Below are 21,580 nucleotides of genomic sequence, written 5' to 3' on the forward strand. Positions count from 1 at the left end.
CGATCGTAGGCGCGGCGCGACGTCTCACGCTTGCCGATGCGAAGAGCCGGCGAGGCGGTCGCCGCAGGTCAGCAGCGAGGAGACGCTCAGCGCGACAGCGCGGTGAGGGGATCCACGCGGGATTCCGGCGGCGAGCGAACCGAGCACGGCGATGGCGTCGCGGGGAAGCCGGCGTGCGTATCGCTCACCTCGCGCACCCAGCGCGCCTGGAACACGAGTGCTGCGGGTCGCGCCCTTGACCTGTGCTGCGAGTCCGGCACCTTCGGCGGCGCCGACTTCTTCGCCGCCGTCGAAGAGGACTGACGACCCCCGGGAGCAGGTCGGGCGTGCGCCGTGCCGCCGTGCCGCCGTGCGAGAAGCCCGCGTCCTCGGTGAGAGGACGCGGGCTTCCACGGCGGGTTACAGCATCGGATGACGGGTGTCGTAGTCCCACGCGGTCGGATGGGGCGGTCGCGGGTCCCGAGCCCACGCGACGATGGCGCTGATCGCGCCGGCGAGGCAGAGGGCGGCGAGCGCGAGGACGAGAACCATGTCCAGCCTCAGCTCTTCGCGACCGGGCGAACCTGCCCAGTCTCCAGACGAACGGGCCACGCGCGCAGGCGAAGACGCAACGCCCCGAGGCGAAGACGCCACGCCCGGAGGCGAGCTCGTCCCGTCAGTCCGGCTTCCTTGCGGGCGGTGATGAACGCGTAGCGTGCCGCGGCATCACGGCTCACCTCGCGACTGTCGGGGAGCAGGCCCTCGTACATCAGCGGATGCAACATGGCCGCGCCTAACGACGTTTCGCGGTGACGATGACGTACTCCCAGGACATGATGCCGTCGTGGCAGAAGCGGTCGGCGAGCGCGGCGATGTCCGCATCGAGGGCGGCGACCCGCGTCGGGTCGTCGGCGATGAAGCGGTAGACCGCGATCGTCGGGCCGTAGTTCGCCTTGAAGAAGTCGCGCAGCTGGGCTCCGTCGTCGAATCGGTCGACCCGCAGCCCCTGCTGGTGCGCGACGAAACCCTCCACACGATCGCCGAACAACGTGCGGACGTGGTCGACGTCGCCCCAGAGCGGCGCCGGCGACGCCCCGGCGGGAGGCGGCGGTGCGAAAGGCTTCATCGTCGCGAAGAGCTCCCCGATGAAGCCGTTCGGCGTCCAGCTGAGGACGCCGATGCTCCCACCGGGACGGCAGACGCGGACGAGCTCGTCCGCCGCCAGCTCGTGGTGCGGAGCGAACATCACGCCGATGCTCGACAGGACGACGTCGAAGTCGGCGTCGGCGAACGGCAGGGCCTCGGCGTCGGCGGTCTGCCACGTCAGGTCGAGTCCTTCCGCTTCGGCGGCGTCGCGTCCGACCGCGAGGAGCTCGGGCGTCAGGTCGGTGGCGACGACCTCCGCGCCGCGCCGGGCGGACGGGATCGCGGAGGTGCCGGTCCCGGCGGCCACGTCGAGGACGCGCTGCCCGGGCTGCACGTCGATCGTCTCGACGAGGATTCCGCCGAGGGGGTGCACGACGTGTTCGACGACCGTGCGGTAGCTACCGCTGGCCCACATCGCAGCGTGCTTCGCCTTGAGCGCGCGGTCTTCGTCGGTTGCGGTCACGGTGTCGGCGGTGCGGGTAAAGGATGACATCTGGTTTTCCTCCTGTGGATGGGGTGATGTCACCACGGTAAGAATCGCGCACCGCCCGCCACATCGGCGCTGACGCGCAGGCAAGGGCCGACGGGCGTACTGCTGTTGGCGGCTGACGCGTACGCGTCATGCGTGGGAGAGCAGCCGCGCGACGGCGGCGGTGCGCGCCGTCCGGCCGCTCAGCCCGAGCTTCGCGTAAGCGTTCTGCAGGTGGCGCTCGACCGTGCGCACGGAGAGGAACAGCTCCGCCGCGATCGCGTCGTTGTCGTGGCCTGCGGCTGCCAGTCGCAGGATCTCGAGCTCCCGGCGCGAGACGAGAGCAGCGACGTCGTCGGCGATGACGTCGGGTGCGTGCCGCCGGTCAGGTTCCATGAAGTCGGTGATCTCGCGCAGGAGCGCCGGCCAGGCGGGCTCGTCGGCAAGCACGATGTGATTGCTGCTCTCGAGTGCCACGAGGCGTGCGCCCCGGATGCCGGCGGCCAGTTCCCGCGCGTGGTGGAACTCGTTCATCTGATCGCTGCGGCTGTGCAGGACGAGCGTCGGGAGATCCAGCTGCGGCAGACGCCAGGTGGAGTCCGTGCTCTGTCGCTGGGACCACGACATGACCGCCGTCTCGCTGTCGCACGCCTGCTTCTGCAGATCATCGAGCCAGCGCATCTGCTCCTCGGTGCCACCCGGGATCATCATGCTGCTGAACACGCGACGAAACTCGGACGTCGGACGTGCCCAGCCGACTCTGATCAGTGCCTCGAACGCGGCGAGAAGTTCCAGCTCCTCTGCACTCGACCCTGCCCGGGCGCCCGAGTAGCTTCCGTAGAACATGAGGCGGGTCAGTCGCTCCGGATGTCGTGCCGCGTACTCGATCGCCACCGGGCCGCCCTGCGCCATGGCCATGAGTGCGAACCGATCCAGTCCGGCATCCGCCACGACCGCTTCCAGATCACCCACGCGGGCTTCCAGACCGTGGTCGGTCACGCCTCGGTCGGAGAGGCCGTGGCCGCGCTCGTCGTAGCGGATGACGGTCGCGATCTTTCCAAGCTCGACCAGGTAATGGCGCCATACCGGGCTCTCCCAATCGAATTGAAGATGACTGAGCCAGCACGCGTCGATGAGCAACGGCGGGCCAGAGCCATGCATCGCATACGCGATCCCGACGCCGTCAGCGGAGCGCGCGAAGCGGATGTCCTGCACGACGTCCGCCTTCAGCGTCTCCACGCCGACATCATAGGAGCGCTATCGGCCGAGCACATTAGGGTCGCATGACGGCCCGTATCGCGGCCTACCCCTCGCCGAGCTCGGACGGGTGCGTCAGGCGCCACCACTCGGTCGGCGGGATGATGGTTCCGTCGATCTCGAGCGGGACCGTCGTCGTGTTCGGACCCGCCGTCCACGTGATGCTGCCGACGATCTCGCCGTCCTCATAGGTCTGCGGCGTCGTAGTCGTCATCGTCGCCGTGATCGGGGTGTCGGACCAGGTGAAGATCGACGCGTCTTCGGCGACGACCATCCGGGCGGTCGACCCCCACGGCGTCGAGAAGGACCCGACTTCCCGGCCCTCCGACACCAGCGGCACGTGCTGGAAGCCCGCCCGGATGCTGTCGAGCGTGCGGATGACGTCGCGGTTCACCGACTCGCGCGTCGCTCCGCCGAGGGTGACTCCGACGACGGTGAGCGGCTCGGCCGCGCCCACATCGAGGGTCGCTGAGTACAGCAGGTTGTAGCTGTCCTCGCCCAGGTTGCCGGTCTTCAGCCCAGTGATCCCATTGACCCCGAGAAGCGTGTTCGTGTTGGACATCCCACCGGGACCGGGCAGTGACAGTGAAGGCGTCGCGGCGATGCTCGCGATCGCCGGATGGGCGATGGCGAGCTTGCCGATCATAAGGAGGTCGGCGGGCGTGCTGGTGTTGCGGGAGCTGATGCCGGTCGGTTCGACGATCGTGGTGCCGGTGAGTCCGTGGGCGGAGAGCCACCTCCGCGCCGCATCGAGGAAGGCGCCCTGGGAGCCGAATGCCCAGGTCGACACCGCCTCGGCGTAGTTGCTGGCCGACGGGATCAGCATGGTGGCCAGCGCGTCGCGCAACGACATCGTGCTGCCGGTGGGCATGCGGGCGATCGTCGCGCCCATCACGTAGTACTTGTCATAGAGGTCGTGATCGGCCTTATCGAAGGTGATCGTCGGCCCGGGGTCGTTCGCGTCGGCGAGCGGCTTCGCATCCAGGATGACCATCGCGGTGATCAGTTTCGTGAGGCTGGCCATGGCGCGCGCCTCATCGGTACCGGACGTCGCCCAGATCCCGCTCGCGGTCGGACCGAGGTAGGCGTCGCCTCCCGAGACGCTGATGGCCGCCGCGCCCTGGGACGGAAAGGCGAGGGTGGCGGCAGCAGGCGCCGCCCCCACGGGCGTGCTCGACACCACGGCGTCGGGCGCGGCGAGGGGAGCGGTCAACGCCCAGCCGATGTAGGCGCCCGACCCGCCGAGCAGGAGGGCGAACACGACGGCCGTGATGATCCAGCCACGGCGGCGACGGGCCCGTCGCACCCTCGGGTCGACCCCGTAGCCGCGACCGGGGAACTCCTCCTCGCGCCGCATGAGGTCCGCGAACTCCGACAGCTCGTCGGGCGTCTGCTGGTCGGTCGTCATCGCAGGAACACCGGGACGTGACCGGTGCGGAGGAGGGCCGGCGAGATCATCGGATGCGAGTCGCCGAGACCATACATGAGGCCACACTCTCATGCGCGGCGCGAGGGCGCATCGCTCGATGCCGAGCTGTGGATAACGTCAGCCCCGGTGTCGCAGGTCCTCGATCAGAAGCACACGAGACGGCTCTCGCGCAAGCCCCGTGATCGGCGCGACACGGCGTGTCTAGCATCACGCGCATGACGGCCCCTGACACTGGGCGTCGGGCTCCTGGTGAGCCCGACGCGGAGGCCCCGCTGGGGGAGGACCCGCGATGAGCATCACGACGCCGCAGAACGACGCCGTCGTCGAGGCGCTGCACGAGGCGTCCGACGAGAGGGACGGTCGCGGCCGCGCCGGCCGTTCCCGCCGCAGGGAGCGTGCCCGCAAGGTCAAGGTGCACTACAACAAGCGCGAGGCGCTGGCCGGCTACCTGTTCATCTCGCCCTGGATCATCGGCTTCCTCGTGTTCACGGCGGGTGCGATGGTCTACAGCCTGTACATCTCGTTCAGCAACTACAACCTCGCCACCAACACGGCGAAGCCGGTGGGCTTCGAGAACTACGCCAACCTCTTCGAGGACCCCCGCGTCGGGGTGTCCCTCGCGAACACGCTCTTCTACGTCGTGATGGCGGTGCCGCTGGAGATCATCTTCGCCCTCACCCTCGCCATGCTCCTCAACCGCGCCGCACGCGCGGCCGGCTTCTGGCGCACGCTCTACTACCTGCCGAAGATGACTCCCGCCGTCGCCACGGCCGCCGTCTTCTTCCTGATGCTCAACGGCAACACCGGAGCGATCAACCAGTTCCTGCGAGTCTTCGGCATCGAAGGCCCGCAATGGCTGGTGGACCCCGCATGGGTGAAGCCGAGCATCGTGATCATGACGCTGTGGACGGTCGCCGGCACCATGGTGATCTTCCTCGCGGCCCTCAAGAACGTGCCCGTGGAACTCTACGAGGTGGCTTCTCTGGACGGCGCCGGCGCGGTCCGCAAGTTCTTCTCGATCACGCTGCCGATGATCTCCGGCGCGATGTTATTCAACGTCATCGTGCTCTCGATCGCGGCGTTCCAGGTGTTCGACCAGGCCTTCCTGCTGTTCTGGCGAGATCAGAGCAACGCCTCCCCCGAGGCATCCCTCTTCTATGCGATCTATCTGTTCCAGCAGGCGTTCCGTCAGTTCAACTTCGGCTTCGCCGCGGCGATGGCCTGGCTGCTGTTCGTGATCATCATGATCATCACCGTCGTCCAGGTGAAGTTCGGGAACCGTTTCGTCTACTACGAGGGAGACCGCTGATGTCGGCGTCGCTGCAGACCCCGGGCGTCACCCGAGCGGTGCCCGAGGCGGCGACCGTCGCGGTCAGCGTCCCGAAGCGCTCGCGCTGGCGCCGGCACATCGCGCGGCCCAAGACCTTGGTCGGCCGCATCGTCCTGACCACCGTCCTCATCGGCTTCGGACTGCTGTTCCTCTACCCGTTCGTGTGGCTGCTCTCGGCGAGCCTGAAGCCGCGCGGCGAAGTGTTCGACAACGCGCTCATCCCCAAGACATGGATGCCCGAGAACTACGTCGAAGTGTGGACCCAGCTGCCCCTCCTGAGCTGGATGTGGAACAGCGTCGCCATCGCGGTACTGGCGGCCGGGACCGTGGCGATCTCGAGCTCGATCGTCGCATTCGGGTTCGCGTACTTCACGTTCCCGGGTCGCGGCCTTCTGTTCGGCCTGGTCCTCGCCACGATGATGCTCCCCGGCGCCGTCACCATGATCCCGATCTACCTGATCTGGAAGGAGACCGGGTTCCTCGGGACGTGGGTGCCGCTGTGGGGCATGAACCTCTTCGGCTCGGCCTTCTACATCTTCCTTCAGCGCCAGTTCTACCTGGGGCTTCCCAAGGAGCTGTTCGAGGCGGCACGCCTGGACGGCGCCAGCTACTGGGGCCTGTTCTGGCGCATCGCGATGCCGCTGTCGATCCCGTCTTTCATCATCGTGTTCCTCTTCGAGTTCCAGGCCAGCTGGAACAACCTGCAGGCCGCCCTCATCTACCTCAACGCCGGCTCGGTCGACGAGTTCACCGCGCCGCTGGGGATCGCGTACGCCATGACCAAGTACAGCCCGACGGCCGGCGGCCAGGGCGACTACCAGTACGTCATGGTGGCGTCGTTCCTCGTCACCCTGCCGATGCTGATCATCTTCGCCTTCGGGCAGCGCTACTTCATCGAAGGCGTGGCGACTCAGGGCAGGAAGGGATGAGACGGATGCCGTGATGCGGCTGACATCGATTCCACGACGTACACACAACACCGGATCGAAAGGGAAACAGATGCGCAAGCGCATGATCGGAATCGCCGCACTCGCGGCATCCGCTGTCCTCCTCGCCGGCTGCGGAGGCGGCGGCAACGGCGGCGGCGGTACGGGCGGTGACGTCGACTTCGATGCCGAACCGACCGGGTCGCTCACGGCATGGGGCTTCGAGAACGCCGACGACGTCGGCCAGGCGCGGCTGGACTACGCGGAGGAGCAGCTGAGCGACGTCGATGTCGAGCTCGACGCGACCGCCTTCGACGCCCAGAAGTTCACCACCCGCATCGCGAGCGGCGACGTGCCCGACGTCGTGCAGATGGACCGGCGCTACGTGACGCAGTACGCGGCGCAGGACCTGATCATCCCGTTGGATGCGTGCTTCGAAGCGCACGACGTCACGCCCGACGACTACTGGTACCCGTTCGTCGTGGACGACGTGCGCTACGACGACGAGGTCTGGGCGGTGCCGCAGTTCTACCAGCCGCCGGCGATCATCCTGAACAAGAGGGTGATGGACGAGGCGGGCGTCACCGCCGAGGAGATCGACACGTCCAACCCGGACGCCCTCCTCGGCGCGATCGGCAAGATGTACCAGGAGTCGGGCGGCGTTCCGACGCGCCTGGGCCTGGACCCGGTGTCCACCGGCCAGGCGCCCCTGTGGATCCTCGGCATGGGTGGCCAGCTCACCGACGAGGACGGCACCCCGACGCTCGATGACCCGAGCAACATCGCCGGCATCGACATGCTCACGCAGATCAACGACGCGCAGGGCGGCTACGCCTCCGTCAAGAGCTTCACCGACTCGTTCGACACCTTCGGAGAGAACAACCAGTTCGTCGCCGACCAGGTGGGTGCGCAGGTGAACGCGCAGTGGTACCCGAACGTGCTGTCGCCGTATGTCGACCAGATCCAGATCGAGGCGGTGCCGTTCAAAGACAGCGAGGGCAACCCGTTCTCGGTGGCGGGCGGACAGGCGTTCGTGATTCCCGCCGGCGCGGAGAATCCCACCGCGGCCTGCGCCTGGATGATCGCGCTGACGAACGAGGAGGCCTGGGCGGCGGCGGGCGCGGCTCGCGCCGCGACGCGCGAAGAGGACGGCGGCATCAACACCGGACTGTTCACCGGCGCGCCGGGTCCTGACCGGTCGATCCGCGACGAATACGTCGTGGAGTCGGGCAATGCCGGCTTCGACCAGACCATCTCGACGTACTACGACGTGCTGGACTACGGCCGGTCGTTCGGATCTTCGCCCGCGGGTCAAGACATCCAGAACGAACTGAACAACGCCGTCACGGCCGCTCTTCTCGGAGACAAGACGCCGGAAGAGGCGCTCGCCGACGCGCAGGCCGCGGCCATGCGGGCGTACGAGAACGCGACCGCCGGCTGACCTGCGCACGCTCGCACTCCTGGGGGAACGGGGGGAACGGGGCGGGTCGACTTCGGTCGGCCCGCCCCCATCCGCTGCCCCGCGTAGCGTCGGACGGACGACAGTGGCCCACCAGCGAGGAGCTCACCAAGAAGCTCGAGGAGCTTTTCAGAGCCAGTGCCGCTTGCGGAAGACCCAGTACAGCGTGAGACTCGTCGCTGCCATGAGGGCGAGCGCCATCGGATAGCCGAGCGGCCATTCCAGTTCGGGCATGTACACGAAGTTCATGCCGTAGATCGTGCCGACGAGCGTGGGACCGAACAGGATCGCGGCCCAGCCCGAGATCTTCTTCACCTGCTCGTTCTGCAGCAGCGCGGTGTCTGTCTGGCGCTGCGTCACGATCGTGGCGTTCACGGTGAGCGCGTTGTCGAGGATCGAGCGGAACGCGGCGGCCTTGTCGATGATCCGCAGCGCGTGGTCATGCACGTCGCGCAGCGACCGCTGCAGCTCGAGGTCGACCTCGTACTTGGGCGCCCCGCGCTGGAGGGCCTCGAGCATGTCGGCGAGCGGCGCGACCGCGCGCTGCAGGGTGATCACCTCGCGCGACAGGTCGTAGATGCGCTTGGAGAGGGTGACCCCGCCACTCTCGAACAGAGCGTCCTCGATCTCGTCGATGTCGTTCTCGACGCCCTCGATCACGGGCGTGTACTCGTCCACGACCTCGTCGAGGATCGCGTAGAGCACGGCCTCCGGACCGAGGGCGAGCAGCTGCGGGTCGCGCTCCATGCGGTGGCGCACGCGGCTCAGATCGGGAGACTCGGCGTGGCGGATCGTCACGATGAAGTCCGGGCCGACGAACACGTGAAGCTCGCCGAACTCGACCGTCTCGGTCTCGTCGACGTACCGCGCGGGGCGCAGCACGATGAAGAGGATGTCGCCGTACCGCTCGAGCTTCGACCGCTGGTGCCCCGTCAGGGCGTCCTCGACGGCGAGGGAATGCAGTGAGAACTCGTCGGCGACCTGCGCGATCTCCTCGGCGGTGGGGCGGAACAGCCCGATCCAGGCCATTCCATGCTGCGCGCGCGTGTACTCGAACGTCTCGGCCAGGCTCGTAGGATTCTTGATCCGCTGTCCGGCGACGTACACGCCGTTGTCGACGATGGGCATCGGGCAATCCTCCCTCGCCGCCGGGCACCCGGCAACGATCCTCACAGTATCCAGACGAGCGGATGCCGGACGCTGCGCCACGTCGGCGGCCCTGGGTACTCTGCCCTCATGTCCACGCCCCGACCCGTGCTCGACTGGCTGCTCGACTCCGACCCGTCGCTGCGCTGGCAGGTCGAGCGGGACCTCGTCGGCGCTCCGCCCGCCGTGTGGGAGGCGACACGAGCGCGCGTCGCGACCGAAGGTTTCGGCGCGCGGCTCCTCGCGGAGCAGGACGCCGACGGTCAGTGGGCCGGGGGCGCCTTCTTCCCGGCGGGCTTCTTCGGCAGCGCCGAGGCGGAGGCGCCGGGTCAGCCCTGGGTCGCGACGACATGGGTGCTCAAAGACCTGCGGGAGTGGGGCGTGGACGCTGCCGTGCTCGAAGGCACCGCTGAGAAGCTCGCGGCGAACAGCCGGTGGGAGTACGAGGACCTGCCCTACTGGGGCGGCGAGGTCGACGTCTGCATCAACTCCTACACGCTCGCGAGCGGTGCCTGGCTCGGCGCTCACGTGTCGCAGCTCGTCGCGTGGTTCCCCGAGCATCGCCTCGCCGACGGTGGCTGGAACTGCGAGGCCGAGGAGGGCGATTCCGTCCGCTCGTCGTTCCACTCGACGTTGAATGCCGTGCGGGGCATGCTCGCGTACGAGCGGATCACCGGCGACACGAGCATGCGCGAAGCCCGTCACGGTGGCGAGGAGTACCTGCTCTCGCGGCGGCTCATGTTCCGCGCCAGCACGGGCGAGGTCGTCGGCGACTTCGTGACCCGCTTCGTCTACCCGAACCGGCACCGGTACAGCGCACTCGCCGCGGTCGACCACTTCCGCGACGTCGCGCTGTTCGAAGGCACGACGCCCGACCCGCGGCTCGCCGAGGCGATCGACGTCGTGAGGGCGGCCCGGCAGCCCGACGGCACCTGGCTGCAGACGACGCCGCTGCCGGGGCGGACCTGGTTCGACGTCGACGCGCGCGAGGGGGAGCCCTCGCCCTGGCTCACCCTGATGGGCACCCGCGTGCTCGACTGGTGGGACTCGTCGGCGAGCTCCTCGCCGGTGGCGGATTCCGAGGACTGACGTCGGCCCCAGGCTTCCGCCGTGCGCGAACTCGCGCCGTGTGAGCCGTGAGAGGTCGACACTGGTCGCATGGACGACAGGGAGGCGCTCGACGCGTACTCGTCGACGGTGATGCGCGTCGCGCAGACGGTGCTGCCGTCGGTCGCCGCGGTGAGCGTGCGCACCCGTCAGGGGATGGGCGCGGGCAGCGCCTCGGTCATCACTGATGGGGGACACCTCCTCACCAGCGCTCACGTCGTCGAAGGGGCGGTGGGTGTCGAGCTGGCCTTCCCCGACGGCACGGTGGCGGCGGCATCCGTCATCGGCGCCGACCCGCTCTCAGACCTGGCCGTGCTGCACGCCGACGGACCGACGCCGCCGCCGGTGCGGATGGGGGATGCCGCCGCCTTGGGAGTCGGGCAGCTCGTGGTCGCGCTGGGCAACCCGCGCGGCTTTTCGGGGAGCGTGACGGCCGGCATCGTGTCGGCACTCGGACGATCGCTGCCGACCCGCTCAGGGCGGGTGATCGACGAGGTCATCCAGACCGACGCCGCACTCAACCCCGGCAACAGCGGCGGCGTGCTGGCCGACAGCGCCGGCCGGATGGTCGGCGTGAACACCGCCGTCGCCGGCATCGGACTGGGACTCGCCGTGCCCATCAACGCCACGACGCGCGAGATCATCGAGGCCTTGCGCACGACCGGCCGGGTGCGGCGCGCCTGGCTCGGGATCGCCGGTGCGACGGTGCCGCTCGGCCCCGACGTGGCAGTCAAGGCCGGGGCGCGGGTCGGGATGCAGGTGGTCTCGGTCGTGGCGAACAGCCCGGCCGCCGCAGCCGGTGCCCGCACCGGCGACATCGTGCTCTCATTGGACGGCGTCGCGATCGCCGACCCCACCGCGCTGCAGCGCCGCATGGTCGCGGGAGCCATCGGGCGGCGGATGGAGATGACGGTCTGGCGCAACGGCGCCCTCGTCGATGTGGTGGTCGAGCCCGAGGAACTCCGCGTCGGCTGAGCCCGGTGGTTATGCGATCCTCGGTACGGGGCCGAAAGCCGGGCACCGGAGATTGCGGATCCGCCACCCACCGAGAGCGCGGCGGCGTGCATCTGTTAGCGGGCCCGCGCGGGCAAAATCAGCGGGCCGGGTAAGCGGGCATGCAGGGGGGTCTGTCAGCCCGTCCGCTCCTACCGCACGTGGGAGCGCGGTGGGTGAACCCAGCGTGGCGGCGTCCCCGCCAGCCGCGCTGACGGGGTGAGCGCCCACGAGGCGGGGACCTTCGGCACTGCAGGGGTCGCCGGCCCCGACCAGCACAGCCGCTCGATCAGGGACCGGCTAGGGGCGCAAGCCAATCGCGCAAGCTGGCTTATGCGAGCCGCGGCTGATCGGGAGCGAGATAGCGTCGGAGCTGTGGAGAACGAGTGGATAGCGAGGGCCGTCTTGTTCGTCGTGATGGTTGGCGCGGGCATCCTCCTCATCTGGATGGCGAATGCGGCAGCGTCTGGGCGGCTGAAGCGGAATCAGCTCGCGGGCATTCGGATTCCCAGCACGATGGCGAGTGAAGAAGCCTGGCTGGCCGCACATGTTCGAGCGCGGGGAGCGACGGTCTGCGCCGGAGTCATCAGCATCCTGGGCGGGGCGTTCGCTCTCGTTCCCGTTCCGATGCCCGTGGTGACTATCGGGGTGCTTCTTGCCGCGGTTGCCGCGCTCGGATTCGTCCTCTATGGGGCTCAAGTCGGGGGCACGGCTGCGACGGCCATTTCCGAGTCCTGACCGCATTCGACCCGTCCGATGAAGGACCGGCATTCGAACGCTGAGGGCGGTTCGGGCGCTCGGGACGCAGCACTTGTCAGCGCAGCGGGTCGTCTGCCGTCTGCACGGGCGTTCGGATGCTTTGGGCGCCCGGCCGTCCACTACGGCATTGACCGGTTGACGGCACCCGAAGAGGATGGCGTGATGGTTGATCAGCAGAAGCTCTGGGACGACGTCGCCGCCCAGAACTACGACACACCGGGCGAAGGCATGTTCGCCGATGACGTCCTCGGGCCGACGATCGACGTTCTGGTCGATTTCGCCGATGGCGGCCGGGCTGTGGAATTCGCCATCGGTACCGGCCGTGTGGCGATCCCGCTCTCCGAGGCGGGTGTCGGGGTGAGCGGCATCGAGCTGTCGACCGCTATGCTCGCGCGGCTGCGGGAGAAGATCGGGCCGGATACGCTGCCTGTCGTCGAGGGCGACATGACCACAGCCAGCGCGGGCGACGAATTCGCACTCGCCTACCTCGTGTTCAACACCATCTCGAACCTTCTCACCCAAGACGAGCAAGTCGAGTGCTTCCGCAACGCCGCGCGCCACCTGCGACACGGGGGTCGTTTCGTCATCGAGCTGTGGGTGCCGCAATTGCGCTCACTGGCGCCCGGGCACGGCGGAACACTCGAGGTCAGCGAGCCGGGCTACCTATTGGTCGACACATACGACCCCCTCCAGCAGCTGGTCATCTCCCATCACGTGTCCTTCGACCCGCAGATTACTGGCAGTCACGAAGCCCGGATCGGGCGGTCCCCGCACCGCTACATCTGGCCGAGTGAACTGGATCTCATGGCGCGTCTCGCAGGGTTCGAACTCGAGTCCAGATGGGCTGACTGGGATCGCAGTGCATTTACCGCCGAGTCCCGAAGTCACGTATCGGTCTATCGCCTCGGCCATCAAGCCTGAGGCGGCAAAGGCCCGCTCCCACCAGTCCTCTCCGTGGCAGCCCGCTCGAGGACCCGTCTGCGGGCCGATAGTGGATGGGGATTCCGCGGCACTCGCTACGGTGGGCAGCGTGACGCGCGTATGGCTGACGCAATGGGAGTGGTCGTGCTGCGGTGACGGGTTCGCGGTCGGCGACGAGGTCGACTTTGGCATCGCGACACGCAGCCCGGATCGGTCGCTCGTTGAACTGCTCGGTCCGGCGCTGGTCGCAACGGTGGACGCGGTCGAGTCGCACCACGAAGAGGAATTCGTCGATCGAGTGCGCGGTCGCGTGACGGCCGTGCAGGTGGTCGTGCATGAAGTCGTGGAACGTCAATCGTTGCGTCGTCCTGGTCATGGTGCACCGCCGGACGCGACCATGCCGGCTGACGGGGAGGAGTGGCCGATCGTGCGCCGTGACCTCGGAGGCGGCATGTTCGCGGGCACGCGACCGTCACGGTACGTGATTGAGATGGTGCTTGTGCCCGGGACCGCCACGCTCCAGCCGGCCGGCGGCGTCCGGCTACCCGCGGAAGAATCCGAGACTCCTGCGCCGCCGGCGGGCAGCCACCAGGGCGACCCACCCATTGAGCGGGCGTCGCGCTCGCTCGCTGGCTGGCTGGTCGATGTCGAAGATCGCTAATTCAGCGCGGGCAGGTGCACGGCCAGGGACCGGCCTACGTGCTCCGCTCGTCTTCTTGGCTGAGCTGCATGACTTGCGCGCGTTCGAGGCGGACGTGGGCGGCGTCCGCTGGCGGAGCGTCGGGCTGGCCCTGGACGGCCATATCGTCGGCGTCGCCATGCTCAACGATTTGGACAGCGACAGAGGAGTGTCGGCACACGATGCTGCCGGCCGAGGGATGTTGGCTCGTGATGTAGGCCAAGCGCCGCCATGCGATGGCGCCAATGGGTGGGCCATCAGGATCCGGGTTGGCAAGCTTGACGCCATGGCTGGCTGCAAGAGCGTCAGCGAGATGGAAGGGCATTCCGACGACGTTCGGCACGCTAATTGGGTCACCTACGTGTTCCCACATGAGACCGACGCTACGCGGTAGGCGCTCGGAAGTCAGTGTCCACTGCGCGGCCCCTCAACGACGGCGTGCGTGCCCGCCGTCAGACTCTGGGGTGAGAAGCTGTCCGAGCTTCCTCGTGTTCACTACGCCTACCCATCCCACCGCCATTACCCCGAAGGGAACAAGAGCCATGACGACGACCGCAGACCCAGCCGATCAACTTCGTAGTGTCATCGCTGCCGGCGGCGTCTCAGAAGACGCTCTGCACGCGATGACCGGGATTGCGTCCGAGACCCTGGCACACTTCCTGAGCGCCGGAGCGGCGGAATCTCCGGGCCTCTCCACGAACCCGCCGGTACTCACGGGAAACGACAGTGTCCGAGTGTCCCTACTCGCCGCTTGCTTGGCGGACGGGATGCAGATCGATAACGACGAGCGACTCAAGGGAATCCTTGAGTCATTGACGATCGAGTGCCGGCTCACACCCGGCAACATTGCGCGACTGGCAGGTGTCGGCGTCGAGGATGTCGAGCTGGCACTGAATGACCCGCATGCCGTTCCACTCGACAAGAGGTACGCACTCGCTATCAAGAGTTCGTTCCTCATCACCGCCGTCAATCAGGCACGCCGTCAGTGATGGTGCCGGTCCCTCCCAGCTGCCAGGACCGACCTGAACCGTCGGCAGGCCACGCGCGCAGAGGGACCCTTTAGCGCACTCCAAGCTGATCGGCGGGCGGCTCCATCGCTCATCGACTGCGTGGTGGCACGGCCGCGTTTTCTGAGCCTCTCGGCCGCCGGATCACGAGCAGAGGCTGTCGCCATGAATGAAATCAAAGTCGGCTACGCGCGGGTGTCAACGATCGAGCAGGATGTGTCTGCTCAACGGGATGCGCTCGTGCGACTGGGAGTAGATGAAGCCGGCATCTTTGTGGACCACGGGATTACAGGCGCGAACCGGGCTCGGCCGGCCTGCGGGAGGCGCTTGCGGCGGTGCGACGTGGCGACACGCTCGTCGTCACAAAGCTCGATCGCCTCGCGCGGTCGCTGAAGGACGCGCGAGACATCGCCGATGAGCTCACCCTCAAAGGGTCGTCCTGAGCCTGGACGGGAGCACATGTGACCCGACGGATCCCGTCGGTCGCTTGCTCTTCAACATCCTCGGAATGGTCGCCGAATGCGAAGGAGATCTCATCCGGATGCGCACCCGCGAGGGAATGGCGATCGCCCCAGCGAAAGGCAAGCTGAAGGGGAAGCAGCCGAAACTCACGCGCACCCAGCGAGCACACCTCTACGAAGTCCTCGACAGTGGCGCGTACTCGCAGACCGAGATCGCAGAGCTGTTCAATGTCTCGCGCGCAACGATCTACCGCGAGATCCACCGTCGGGTTGCATCAGAGCGCTGACCCGACCGGTCCTCGGGCGCCAGCCCCAGCCGACGCCCGAGCACTCCCGCTCGACTCGCTCACTGACCGCGCTTCGGGCGGCCTCCTGCCGAGTATCAGTAGTCGGTCGGGATCGGACCGGTGATCGGCTCGAACGCGGGTAGATCCTCGGGATTCCAGTGCTCAAGCGTCTCGAGGCCGGTGATTACCAATCCGTAGTCGTATCCGATCAGTCGTTTTGCGATGCCCGAGCGCTCGTCCAGTACAAGGGTCTGGCGGAAGGCTGGATCGTCGACGTGCTCGAACGTGAACAGGATCGACCGCTCACCGACGTGCTGCGCCAGCACCGGGTAGAAGCTTCCATGCGGGTTAGCCCAGGTGAGCAATCGCGTGGGCCACAGCAGCTGCAGCGCCTGCGGCATCGGGCGGAAGAACTCGGCCGGCTGCGATTCATCTGGTCGCCGGCCGCGATACGTGTATTTCCCGTCGCGGTATTCCTGTCGCTCGCCGTTGTCGAAGACGATGACCCACCACTGGTTCAGCTCGTCTGCGGCGAACTGGAACTGACGAATGCCATCTCGCGATTGGGTAATACCTTGCCCGGATAACCGCCGCTGATTCTCGAGTTCCTTCACCGCCGAGACAACGGCATCAGTGTCACTGCGCCTCAGGACGGCATCGAGACGAATGGAGCTCACTCGCCGAGCATACGAGCCCGCCAAAGCTGACCGACGCCCCCCGGCCGTGCCGTGTCAGGGGCGCGGATCCACCACGGCGCGGGTGCCCGCTGACCGACCGGATGCGTGCAGTGTGGAAAGGCTCAGCGCCGACGCTCACGACCTGACCACTTGCGCGCTAAAGACCGAGCCGCCAAGAGGGCGGCCACTGCGAACACGACGAGCATCGCAGCAAACGCTGCTGCCACCGCCCCCAGCGAACCTTCCCCCCATCGACCGCCGAGGTCGATCGGAGCGCTCAGGTCGCCGTGCGCTCCGATCCACAGGGTCGCAAGCATGCCTATCCCAGCCAAAGACGCGAGCACCAGGAGAAGCAAAGCCGCAAGATCGGCCCATGGTCTGCGTTCTGAACGTCGCGCGCGCTCACCCACTACGGATTCCCTTCTCGAACACCGGTTGGCGTGACGATATCCGAAGTCGCCGCCGCTGGCGTTCGTTTAACTACCGTCTTGCGGGACCCCACCCAGCCCGCCCGCACCGCGAAGCGTCGGCGGGTCAGGCGGGATCTGTGAACGGCGGTGGCGTGGGCATAGTCGATTTCCCTGCTCGTGGACTCGCCGATGTACCCGCCGGGTTGACAACCAGAATCCGATCGGCCAGGTCGATCTTCCGGAGATGGAGGGCGTCCAGCACGGTCTTCTGCTCGTCCGAGATAGCCCCATCCGCTTCGCCTGGCGCGACCACGATGACACCCGCGAAGGTTAGATTCCGGTTCGCCGCCCGCATCTCGTCGGCGAACCGGGCGGAACCGCAGATACAGACAATCTCAGGTCGATCAAGCACGACTCAGTCTTTCGGCCCTTCGGAAGGCGTGAGGCTGCGTCGCACGGTTTCGTGCGCGCTAGCCCGTCAACCGAGAGCCGCGAGCGGTATAAGAGCGCTCAGACACTGGGGTTGCTCCACTGTCGGAGGATGCCGCTAGCGTCGATTGCGTGATCGAGATCGCACGTACCCATCGCACGTCTACCGCCTCGGCCGCATTGTTCTTCGAGCGCTGGTGCGCCATTGAGACGCATCCCGAATGGGCGCCGAGCATGGAGTACTTCCGGCTGCTCGAGCCCTTCGATGTAGGGGCACGCGGCATTCTCAAGGCGGTCGGTGGTGAAGAGTCGCCGTTCCGCATCACGACGGTCGGTCCGGGTTTCGTCTATGCCGACACTACCGAACTGGATGGGGTGGAGTTAACCGTGCACCACCAGGCCGTCGAAGGGCTCGATGGTACAGAGGTGGAACTGTCCGCATGGCTGGATGGGCCACGCGAAGTGCAGTCGGCGACGCGCATGTCTGCCGAAGTTCAGCACAGCCTCGAGCGCGACCTAGCTGCGCTCGCGGCGCTGCTCGAGGGGTAGCTTCGGTCGCGAATCCGGCGGTGACCTGCTCAGACGCGAAGGCGCACAATGCGGCGCTGCGTGCCCTCCGTGCACGATCAGCGACCGGCCCGCGGGCGCGCAACGCGCCTCAGGTGTGAGGATCTGGGTATGGACGTGTCTGACGATGATCCCCAGCTCGGTCCCGCTGACGTCGATCGCGCGGCGCTTCAACAGCCGGGCGTCGTCTTGCACACGCTCGCAACCGAGATCGGCGCGCGGGTGGACGAGGCCTCCGCTGAGGGTGCACCACCCGACGGTTGGCGAGTCCTCAAGCGACACCAGTCCGGCCAAGTCCTCATTGGCGCGCCTGTTGACGCCGAGGCGACTGTGTGGCGCGTCGCCCATGTCCAGCCGGTTTCATCCGACGCCACGGTCCGTGTGCATCCGGAGACCATGACGCTGCGCCCGAGCCGGGCGCAACGCAGACAGGGCCTCGCGTTGCGCTGGCCGACGTTCATGCAAGGTGCTTCCGGCGCCGACGGATTCGCCGTCGACATCGTCAACACCGGCTCGCACCGCTGGATCCCCAACGGTGACGGGTTTCACGTCGTCGGCGTGTTCACCGAACCCGGCGAGACGGCGTTTCACTTTGGCTGGGCGGACTCCGCTCAGCGCACGGCGGTCCCGCTGGATCCGGGAGAGTACGCACGCGTGAGCGTTGCGATCATGCCGAATGTCTGGGAACGCCTCGAGCCCGGCGCCCACGATCTGCACGCCGTGTTTGTCAGCCTCGGTGTGCGTACCGAGACGGCACTCAACGTGCATCTCTCGCGGGAGGTGCTTGGCTCTCACCGACAGCAGCAGGGGTCACAGCTCACACTCGACGATCGCCGCCGGGCTGTCGATGAGGAGGTTGCTCGCGTTCGGGGCGTTCTCGCCGCCGCCGGGGCATTCACTGAAGTCACTGCCGCAATCGCCGCATCGAACACGGATGAGGATGCCGTTGCCCGACTGGGCGAGCTGCTCAACCTGGGCGAAGCGGCGGCTGAGGCCATCTACAACTCGACGCTCCACCAGCTCCGCCCAGGCAACGCGACACAGCTTCACCACCGGTTAGACGAACTGCACCGCCACCGCGCGGCGATCTAGCTACACCACGCTCTGCGAATGTTGCTGAGCACTCGCAGCCCGCCCGCTGGCCGACCCGCTTGCGGGTGCAGTTCGTGCCTGCCTCCAATCACTCCTGCCCACGGGAAGTCGGCGTCTCGTCGCCCGTGCAACCCGTCGATCGGGCTCAAACGGGACGCGAGCGCCAAAGGTCCGCCGCAACGTGTGCATGTACTCACGGCTCGAGATTCAGTGACAACGAAGCGATCGCGCCTGCTGGGGAGGACTCCGCCTGGGTGGATTCCGCGGCTTCAGATCGGGAGGAGCCCGCGCGTGAAACCAATACCCGCCGGCTGCCGGTGAACATCGGCGGGCGTGATAGCCGCGCGTCCACTCTCGGCTCCCGATTCGATGGCGCCGGACCATCATCCTTCCTAGGCTGTCCCGTAGGTTCGCCTCGTCCGATCAGGGAGCTGCGATGGCTTTTCAGCAAGCATGGGTGAACCCGATGGGTGCACTGTGGACGGTGAAGTCCGATGCTCGCCAGGCGATCACCGCGTACGGGACCCGCACTGAAGCAGTTGACGCCGCCCGTTCGCTGCTGGCCGCCAGCGGCGGCGGTGAACTCGTCGTCAAGGACGCCACGGGCGAGGTCACCAGCACCGAGGCCGTCACGCCACGAGCGCGGCGGCCGTGACGGAGGAACCGCACCCTCGCTGGCTTATTTGATGCGCCTGCGGCCCGCCGGGGATAACCCCTCCAGGCCACGAGCGGACTGGCAGTGGCATGCCCGACTCTAGATCGGATGCTCGAGGCGCGCGCGGGCCTCGCGCTCGACCAGCACTGGAACGAAGTCGCGCACCCGGGCGCGCTCGAAGTGCCGGCGCGCCTCGCTCACAGCGTCGACGATCCGCTGGGCCGGGACGTGCGGGAACCTGGTGGCGAGGCGGTCGATGATGTCCTGAGCGGCCTCGTCTTCGTTGATGAGCTCGCGTGTCATAGCGCCAGGATGAGGTCCGGGGTTGGCGGCGTCAAGGTCCCAGGCAACGGAATAGGCCCCCCACACTTCGCAGCGGCGGAAATTCGCACGATGCCCGACTACCACCCGGATAAGCGCACAGCGTCCTCTGGACGCCCGACGGGGTTGCATGTCAACCCCCGTGCCCGTTGCCGCCCGACAAGGCCACATTGGACTGGTGGGTCTCATGCAGTACGGCATGGGGGCGCCGACGATCGTCGACGACCGCGTACTCGTGCGCATCGCGGCCTTGCGTGATCTGGCTCGCACGAACGGCGAAGCGTTCTTCGTAAACTTCCGGCAAGCTGCGCACGGCGGGTCCAAGGTTGCGATCTGGTTGCACCCCGCGGTCGCGCTTCGAATCGTGTACGAAAGGGTCGAGCCGGTCCCGATCAGTGGAGCGGAGCTTTCGGGGTTGGCTGAGACCGCACGCGTCGCCGGCGACGTCAGCGTTTGAGGCGCGTGAGCCGCTGGCCCCGGTACGGTCCGTGTCCCGCCGGTTGATGGACTCGCTGAATTCCCGGGCAATGAGCCCGAAGAACCCGAGCGCTTCTCATGGTCGCCCTCCAGGCTTCCACAGGTGGAGATGACAAGGACGGCGGCGGCGGCCACAGTGACAGTGGGTGAGTCGTCGCGAGAACCCTGCCCACGCCGTATCGTGCGGCACGTGGAGGGACCCTCGAAGGGCCATCACCGCCAGCCTGTGGACAATAATTGTGGCCAGGAGGGTGCCCGCTAGGGTCTTGGCTATGTCGACGCTTGCTGGAGATGACACTGTCAACACGGGTGTTTCGTCGAGCAACGACATCGTCCCGGTTGCTGATCGGGTCGATCCGTTCCGAGTGTTCGGCATCGTCGGGTTTGTGCTGTCGCTCTTCGCGATCCTCAACCTCGCCGGTTTGGTCATCAGCATCATCGCCCTGGTCCGCTCGGAGCGAGCTGGATTCCGGAATCGGTTCGCGCTCGCGGGCGTTGTGCTCGCCGGCCTCGGCGTGCTGGTGACCCTGATCATCGTTGCTATCGCGGGCGGCGCGCTCGTTGACGCCGCCCAAACCTGTGCTCGCCTCGGCGACGGCGTTCACACCATCGGCAATGCGACGTACTCATGCGCGCCGGGCTCGTTCTACGTCAGCTACCCGAGGTAGCGAGCAGCAAGCTCGTCGGTCACCGCCGGACCGCAATGACTCCGGTTGCGTGACGACAGACCCACTACGGACTCGCGGTGAGAGCAGCAGTCGCTCGGTTGAGGACCGCCTTGCGCGCCCGAGCCGTGTGAAGCTACTTCTGTGAACGAAGATGCCGAGGCCGACCGCGCCCGCTCGGTGCTGGCAGAGACCACAGAGGTTGCCGACGCCGTCGTGGCGCTACTAGTCGGTCGGAATCCGTCGACGCAGGTCGACCGGGAGGTTGTCGCCGACGTGATCTGGCAAATGAGAGTGCGGATCCCCGGACTCCGCGAGTCGGATGTTGTGATCGAACAGTTTGATCACGTCAGTTCACCGGCGTCGGGGTTTCGTGGAAGCCGACATCGCGAGGGCCCTGGCGGAACTCCCGTTGAGCGGGCCACATGGATTGTCGACGAGATCTACTCTCGTCTTGCACCACACTGACGAGGGCTGACTACGAACCGACCGGTCTGCGCACGCTCGAGGACCGACCAGCGGGCGGGCCAGCGGGAAGACAGTACGTGAGGCCATGGACGCTCGGACGCGGAAGATCGCCATCCTCGTCAGCACCGGCATCACGGTCGTAGCAGGGATCATCACGGTCATCTACTTCTTCCAGCCGTGGCGCAGTTGTTCCTACGAGGACACCTCCGCCGGGTGCGCGATGCTGCCGGGCGACGCTGTGGTCATGGCAATCTCGATGTGGTCCACGCTCGTAGGACTTGTCCTCCTCGGATCCGTGCTCCTGATACGGCCGCGGGAACCCGCTCGCTGATCGACCCCCTGGTGCACGCGACGTCGTGCTTCGGGCCCACACTTGCCCACCTCGGCAACGAATTCGACACGAGCGCGGGGGTGGCTGTGAAACGACCAGACCGGCAGGGAGCGGGATCCTTCACCCGAACCCC

25 protein-coding genes and 2 pseudogenes are annotated in these 21,580 nt (G+C 67.2%); 18 read left to right on the forward strand and 9 right to left on the reverse strand.

Annotated elements, in window-relative coordinates; genetic code table 11:
- The first annotated feature begins 36 nt into the window (after positions 1–36).
- Positions 37–303: a hypothetical protein gene (locus MRBLMI12_RS12075; protein ID WP_363356718.1), complete on the forward strand. Its 267-nt coding sequence runs from the start codon at positions 37–39 to the stop codon at positions 301–303.
- Between the two features lie 96 nt (positions 304–399).
- On the opposite strand, the gene MRBLMI12_RS12080 is transcribed toward MRBLMI12_RS12075, so the two are convergent.
- The 4 genes from MRBLMI12_RS12080 to MRBLMI12_RS12095 all read right to left on the reverse strand — a co-directional run bounded on the left by MRBLMI12_RS12080 (position 400) and on the right by MRBLMI12_RS12095 (position 4,259).
- Positions 400–531, reverse strand: a complete 132-nt coding sequence (locus MRBLMI12_RS12080) for a hypothetical protein (protein ID WP_363356719.1) — start codon at positions 529–531, stop codon at positions 400–402.
- Between the two features lie 241 nt (positions 532–772).
- The gene (locus MRBLMI12_RS12085) at positions 773–1,618 is read right to left on the reverse strand and encodes a class I SAM-dependent methyltransferase (protein WP_363356720.1); all 846 of its coding nucleotides are present in this window, start codon (positions 1,616–1,618) and stop codon (positions 773–775) included.
- A 126-nt stretch (positions 1,619–1,744) separates the two neighbouring features.
- The gene (locus MRBLMI12_RS12090) at positions 1,745–2,833 is read right to left on the reverse strand and encodes an alpha/beta fold hydrolase (protein WP_363356721.1); all 1,089 of its coding nucleotides are present in this window, start codon (positions 2,831–2,833) and stop codon (positions 1,745–1,747) included.
- Positions 2,834–2,897: 64 nt separating this feature from the next.
- Positions 2,898–4,259, reverse strand: coding sequence for a D-alanyl-D-alanine carboxypeptidase family protein (locus MRBLMI12_RS12095; RefSeq protein WP_363356722.1), 1,362 nt, complete (start codon positions 4,257–4,259; stop codon positions 2,898–2,900).
- A gap of 310 nt (positions 4,260–4,569) precedes the next feature.
- On the opposite strand from MRBLMI12_RS12095, the gene MRBLMI12_RS12100 reads away from it, so the two are divergent.
- The 3 genes from MRBLMI12_RS12100 (at position 4,570) to MRBLMI12_RS12110 (ending at position 7,977) form a co-directional block, all read left to right on the forward strand.
- The gene (locus MRBLMI12_RS12100; RefSeq protein ID WP_363356723.1) at positions 4,570–5,589 is read left to right on the forward strand and encodes a carbohydrate ABC transporter permease; all 1,020 of its coding nucleotides are present in this window, start codon (positions 4,570–4,572) and stop codon (positions 5,587–5,589) included.
- Entirely contained in the window at positions 5,589–6,539 is a 951-nt protein-coding gene (locus MRBLMI12_RS12105; RefSeq protein ID WP_363356724.1) for a carbohydrate ABC transporter permease, read from the forward strand. The genes MRBLMI12_RS12100 and MRBLMI12_RS12105 overlap by 1 nt, the downstream gene beginning before the upstream one ends.
- A 70-nt stretch (positions 6,540–6,609) precedes the next feature.
- The gene (locus MRBLMI12_RS12110) at positions 6,610–7,977 is read left to right on the forward strand and encodes an ABC transporter substrate-binding protein (RefSeq protein ID WP_363356725.1); all 1,368 of its coding nucleotides are present in this window, start codon (positions 6,610–6,612) and stop codon (positions 7,975–7,977) included.
- 147 nt (positions 7,978–8,124) lie between these two features.
- On the opposite strand, the gene corA is transcribed toward MRBLMI12_RS12110, so the two are convergent.
- Complete coding sequence (corA, locus tag MRBLMI12_RS12115; RefSeq protein ID WP_349426165.1) at positions 8,125–9,123, reverse strand: magnesium/cobalt transporter CorA; 999 nt, start codon at positions 9,121–9,123, stop codon at positions 8,125–8,127.
- Positions 9,124–9,231: 108 nt separating this feature from the next.
- Between corA and MRBLMI12_RS12120 the strand changes: the two genes are divergently transcribed.
- The 5 genes from MRBLMI12_RS12120 to MRBLMI12_RS12140 all read left to right on the forward strand — a co-directional run bounded on the left by MRBLMI12_RS12120 (position 9,232) and on the right by MRBLMI12_RS12140 (position 13,582).
- Positions 9,232–10,230, forward strand: coding sequence for a squalene cyclase (locus MRBLMI12_RS12120; RefSeq protein ID WP_363356726.1), 999 nt, complete (start codon positions 9,232–9,234; stop codon positions 10,228–10,230).
- A 69-nt stretch (positions 10,231–10,299) separates the two neighbouring features.
- Entirely contained in the window at positions 10,300–11,223 is a 924-nt protein-coding gene (locus tag MRBLMI12_RS12125) for a S1C family serine protease (protein ID WP_363356727.1), read from the forward strand.
- Between the two features lie 393 nt (positions 11,224–11,616).
- Positions 11,617–11,979, forward strand: a complete 363-nt coding sequence (locus MRBLMI12_RS12130; RefSeq protein ID WP_363356729.1) for an SdpI family protein — start codon at positions 11,617–11,619, stop codon at positions 11,977–11,979.
- Between the two features lie 183 nt (positions 11,980–12,162).
- Entirely contained in the window at positions 12,163–12,921 is a 759-nt protein-coding gene (locus MRBLMI12_RS12135; protein ID WP_363356730.1) for a class I SAM-dependent methyltransferase, read from the forward strand.
- A gap of 109 nt (positions 12,922–13,030) precedes the next feature.
- Positions 13,031–13,582: a DUF6578 domain-containing protein gene (locus MRBLMI12_RS12140; RefSeq protein WP_363356731.1), complete on the forward strand. Its 552-nt coding sequence runs from the start codon at positions 13,031–13,033 to the stop codon at positions 13,580–13,582.
- A 34-nt stretch (positions 13,583–13,616) separates the two neighbouring features.
- Here the strand turns inward: MRBLMI12_RS12140 and MRBLMI12_RS12145 are convergent, their stop codons facing one another.
- Positions 13,617–13,943, reverse strand: a complete 327-nt coding sequence (locus MRBLMI12_RS12145; protein WP_363356732.1) for a PASTA domain-containing protein — start codon at positions 13,941–13,943, stop codon at positions 13,617–13,619.
- Between the two features lie 199 nt (positions 13,944–14,142).
- Here MRBLMI12_RS12145 and MRBLMI12_RS12150 point away from each other — a divergent pair, with 199 nt between their 5' ends.
- Both MRBLMI12_RS12150 and MRBLMI12_RS12155 read left to right on the forward strand, forming a co-directional pair.
- Complete coding sequence (locus MRBLMI12_RS12150; RefSeq protein ID WP_363356733.1) at positions 14,143–14,589, forward strand: HTH domain-containing protein; 447 nt, start codon at positions 14,143–14,145, stop codon at positions 14,587–14,589.
- A 183-nt stretch (positions 14,590–14,772) separates the two neighbouring features.
- Positions 14,773–15,355 (forward strand): annotated as a pseudogene (locus tag MRBLMI12_RS12155) (recombinase family protein).
- A 95-nt stretch (positions 15,356–15,450) separates the two neighbouring features.
- On the opposite strand, the gene MRBLMI12_RS12160 reads toward MRBLMI12_RS12155, so the two are convergent.
- Together MRBLMI12_RS12160 and MRBLMI12_RS22250 are read right to left on the reverse strand one after the other, a co-directional pair.
- On the reverse strand, positions 15,451–16,032 hold the full coding sequence (locus MRBLMI12_RS12160) for a hypothetical protein (protein ID WP_363356734.1): 582 nt from the start codon (positions 16,030–16,032) through the stop codon (positions 15,451–15,453).
- Positions 16,033–16,591: 559 nt separating this feature from the next.
- A pseudogene (locus tag MRBLMI12_RS22250) lies at positions 16,592–16,797 on the reverse strand (hypothetical protein); the annotation flags it as partial.
- A 206-nt stretch (positions 16,798–17,003) separates the two neighbouring features.
- On the opposite strand from MRBLMI12_RS22250, the gene MRBLMI12_RS12165 reads away from it, so the two are divergent.
- The 3 genes from MRBLMI12_RS12165 to MRBLMI12_RS12175 all read left to right on the forward strand — a co-directional run bounded on the left by MRBLMI12_RS12165 (position 17,004) and on the right by MRBLMI12_RS12175 (position 19,185).
- Positions 17,004–17,420 carry a hypothetical protein gene (locus MRBLMI12_RS12165; protein ID WP_363356735.1) on the forward strand — a complete coding sequence of 139 codons (417 nt, stop codon included), beginning with the start codon at positions 17,004–17,006 and terminating at the stop codon, positions 17,418–17,420.
- A 129-nt stretch (positions 17,421–17,549) separates the two neighbouring features.
- Positions 17,550–18,530 carry a hypothetical protein gene (locus tag MRBLMI12_RS12170; RefSeq protein ID WP_363356736.1) on the forward strand — a complete coding sequence of 327 codons (981 nt, stop codon included), beginning with the start codon at positions 17,550–17,552 and terminating at the stop codon, positions 18,528–18,530.
- Positions 18,531–18,966: 436 nt separating this feature from the next.
- Positions 18,967–19,185 (forward strand): DUF2188 domain-containing protein, encoded by a 219-nt coding sequence (locus MRBLMI12_RS12175; RefSeq protein WP_363356737.1) that lies wholly within the window; start codon positions 18,967–18,969, stop codon positions 19,183–19,185.
- A 99-nt stretch (positions 19,186–19,284) separates the two neighbouring features.
- Here the strand turns inward: MRBLMI12_RS12175 and MRBLMI12_RS12180 are convergent, their stop codons facing one another.
- Complete coding sequence (locus MRBLMI12_RS12180) at positions 19,285–19,488, reverse strand: three-helix bundle dimerization domain-containing protein (protein ID WP_363356738.1); 204 nt, start codon at positions 19,486–19,488, stop codon at positions 19,285–19,287.
- A gap of 196 nt (positions 19,489–19,684) precedes the next feature.
- On the opposite strand from MRBLMI12_RS12180, the gene MRBLMI12_RS12185 reads away from it, so the two are divergent.
- The 4 genes from MRBLMI12_RS12185 (at position 19,685) to MRBLMI12_RS12200 (ending at position 21,447) form a co-directional block, all read left to right on the forward strand.
- Positions 19,685–19,963 carry a hypothetical protein gene (locus tag MRBLMI12_RS12185; RefSeq protein WP_363356739.1) on the forward strand — a complete coding sequence of 93 codons (279 nt, stop codon included), beginning with the start codon at positions 19,685–19,687 and terminating at the stop codon, positions 19,961–19,963.
- Positions 19,964–20,255: 292 nt separating this feature from the next.
- Positions 20,256–20,651 carry a hypothetical protein gene (locus MRBLMI12_RS12190; RefSeq protein ID WP_363356741.1) on the forward strand — a complete coding sequence of 132 codons (396 nt, stop codon included), beginning with the start codon at positions 20,256–20,258 and terminating at the stop codon, positions 20,649–20,651.
- 141 nt (positions 20,652–20,792) lie between these two features.
- Entirely contained in the window at positions 20,793–21,116 is a 324-nt protein-coding gene (locus MRBLMI12_RS12195) for a hypothetical protein (protein WP_363356742.1), read from the forward strand.
- Between the two features lie 85 nt (positions 21,117–21,201).
- On the forward strand, positions 21,202–21,447 hold the full coding sequence (locus tag MRBLMI12_RS12200) for a hypothetical protein (RefSeq protein WP_363356743.1): 246 nt from the start codon (positions 21,202–21,204) through the stop codon (positions 21,445–21,447).
- Positions 21,448–21,580 lie beyond the last annotated feature (133 nt).

The sequence above is a fragment of the Microbacterium sp. LMI12-1-1.1 genome (assembly GCF_040676455.1).
In the GTDB taxonomy this organism is placed as follows: Bacteria; Actinomycetota; Actinomycetes; order Actinomycetales; family Microbacteriaceae; genus Microbacterium.

Excerpts from the sequence above, each read along its gene's own strand:
- MRBLMI12_RS12075 (WP_363356718.1), top strand. The coding sequence starts at position 37 with ATGCGAAGAGCCGGCGAGGCGGTCGCCGCAGGTCAGCAGCGAGGAGAC.
- MRBLMI12_RS12080 (WP_363356719.1), bottom strand. The coding sequence starts at position 531 with ATGGTTCTCGTCCTCGCGCTCGCCGCCCTCTGCCTCGCCGGCGCGATC.
- MRBLMI12_RS12085 (WP_363356720.1), bottom strand. The coding sequence starts at position 1,618 with ATGTCATCCTTTACCCGCACCGCCGACACCGTGACCGCAACCGACGAA.
- MRBLMI12_RS12095 (WP_363356722.1), bottom strand. The coding sequence starts at position 4,259 with ATGACGACCGACCAGCAGACGCCCGACGAGCTGTCGGAGTTCGCGGAC.
- MRBLMI12_RS12100 (WP_363356723.1), top strand. The coding sequence starts at position 4,570 with ATGAGCATCACGACGCCGCAGAACGACGCCGTCGTCGAGGCGCTGCAC.
- MRBLMI12_RS12105 (WP_363356724.1), top strand. The coding sequence starts at position 5,589 with ATGTCGGCGTCGCTGCAGACCCCGGGCGTCACCCGAGCGGTGCCCGAG.
- MRBLMI12_RS12110 (WP_363356725.1), top strand. The coding sequence starts at position 6,610 with ATGCGCAAGCGCATGATCGGAATCGCCGCACTCGCGGCATCCGCTGTC.
- corA (WP_349426165.1), bottom strand. The coding sequence starts at position 9,123 with ATGCCCATCGTCGACAACGGCGTGTACGTCGCCGGACAGCGGATCAAG.
- MRBLMI12_RS12120 (WP_363356726.1), top strand. The coding sequence starts at position 9,232 with ATGTCCACGCCCCGACCCGTGCTCGACTGGCTGCTCGACTCCGACCCG.
- MRBLMI12_RS12125 (WP_363356727.1), top strand. The coding sequence starts at position 10,300 with ATGGACGACAGGGAGGCGCTCGACGCGTACTCGTCGACGGTGATGCGC.
- MRBLMI12_RS12135 (WP_363356730.1), top strand. The coding sequence starts at position 12,163 with ATGGTTGATCAGCAGAAGCTCTGGGACGACGTCGCCGCCCAGAACTAC.
- MRBLMI12_RS12150 (WP_363356733.1), top strand. The coding sequence starts at position 14,143 with ATGACGACGACCGCAGACCCAGCCGATCAACTTCGTAGTGTCATCGCT.
- MRBLMI12_RS12170 (WP_363356736.1), top strand. The coding sequence starts at position 17,550 with ATGGACGTGTCTGACGATGATCCCCAGCTCGGTCCCGCTGACGTCGAT.
- MRBLMI12_RS12175 (WP_363356737.1), top strand. The coding sequence starts at position 18,967 with ATGGCTTTTCAGCAAGCATGGGTGAACCCGATGGGTGCACTGTGGACG.
- MRBLMI12_RS12180 (WP_363356738.1), bottom strand. The coding sequence starts at position 19,488 with ATGACACGCGAGCTCATCAACGAAGACGAGGCCGCTCAGGACATCATC.
- MRBLMI12_RS12190 (WP_363356741.1), top strand. The coding sequence starts at position 20,256 with ATGTCGACGCTTGCTGGAGATGACACTGTCAACACGGGTGTTTCGTCG.
- MRBLMI12_RS12200 (WP_363356743.1), top strand. The coding sequence starts at position 21,202 with ATGGACGCTCGGACGCGGAAGATCGCCATCCTCGTCAGCACCGGCATC.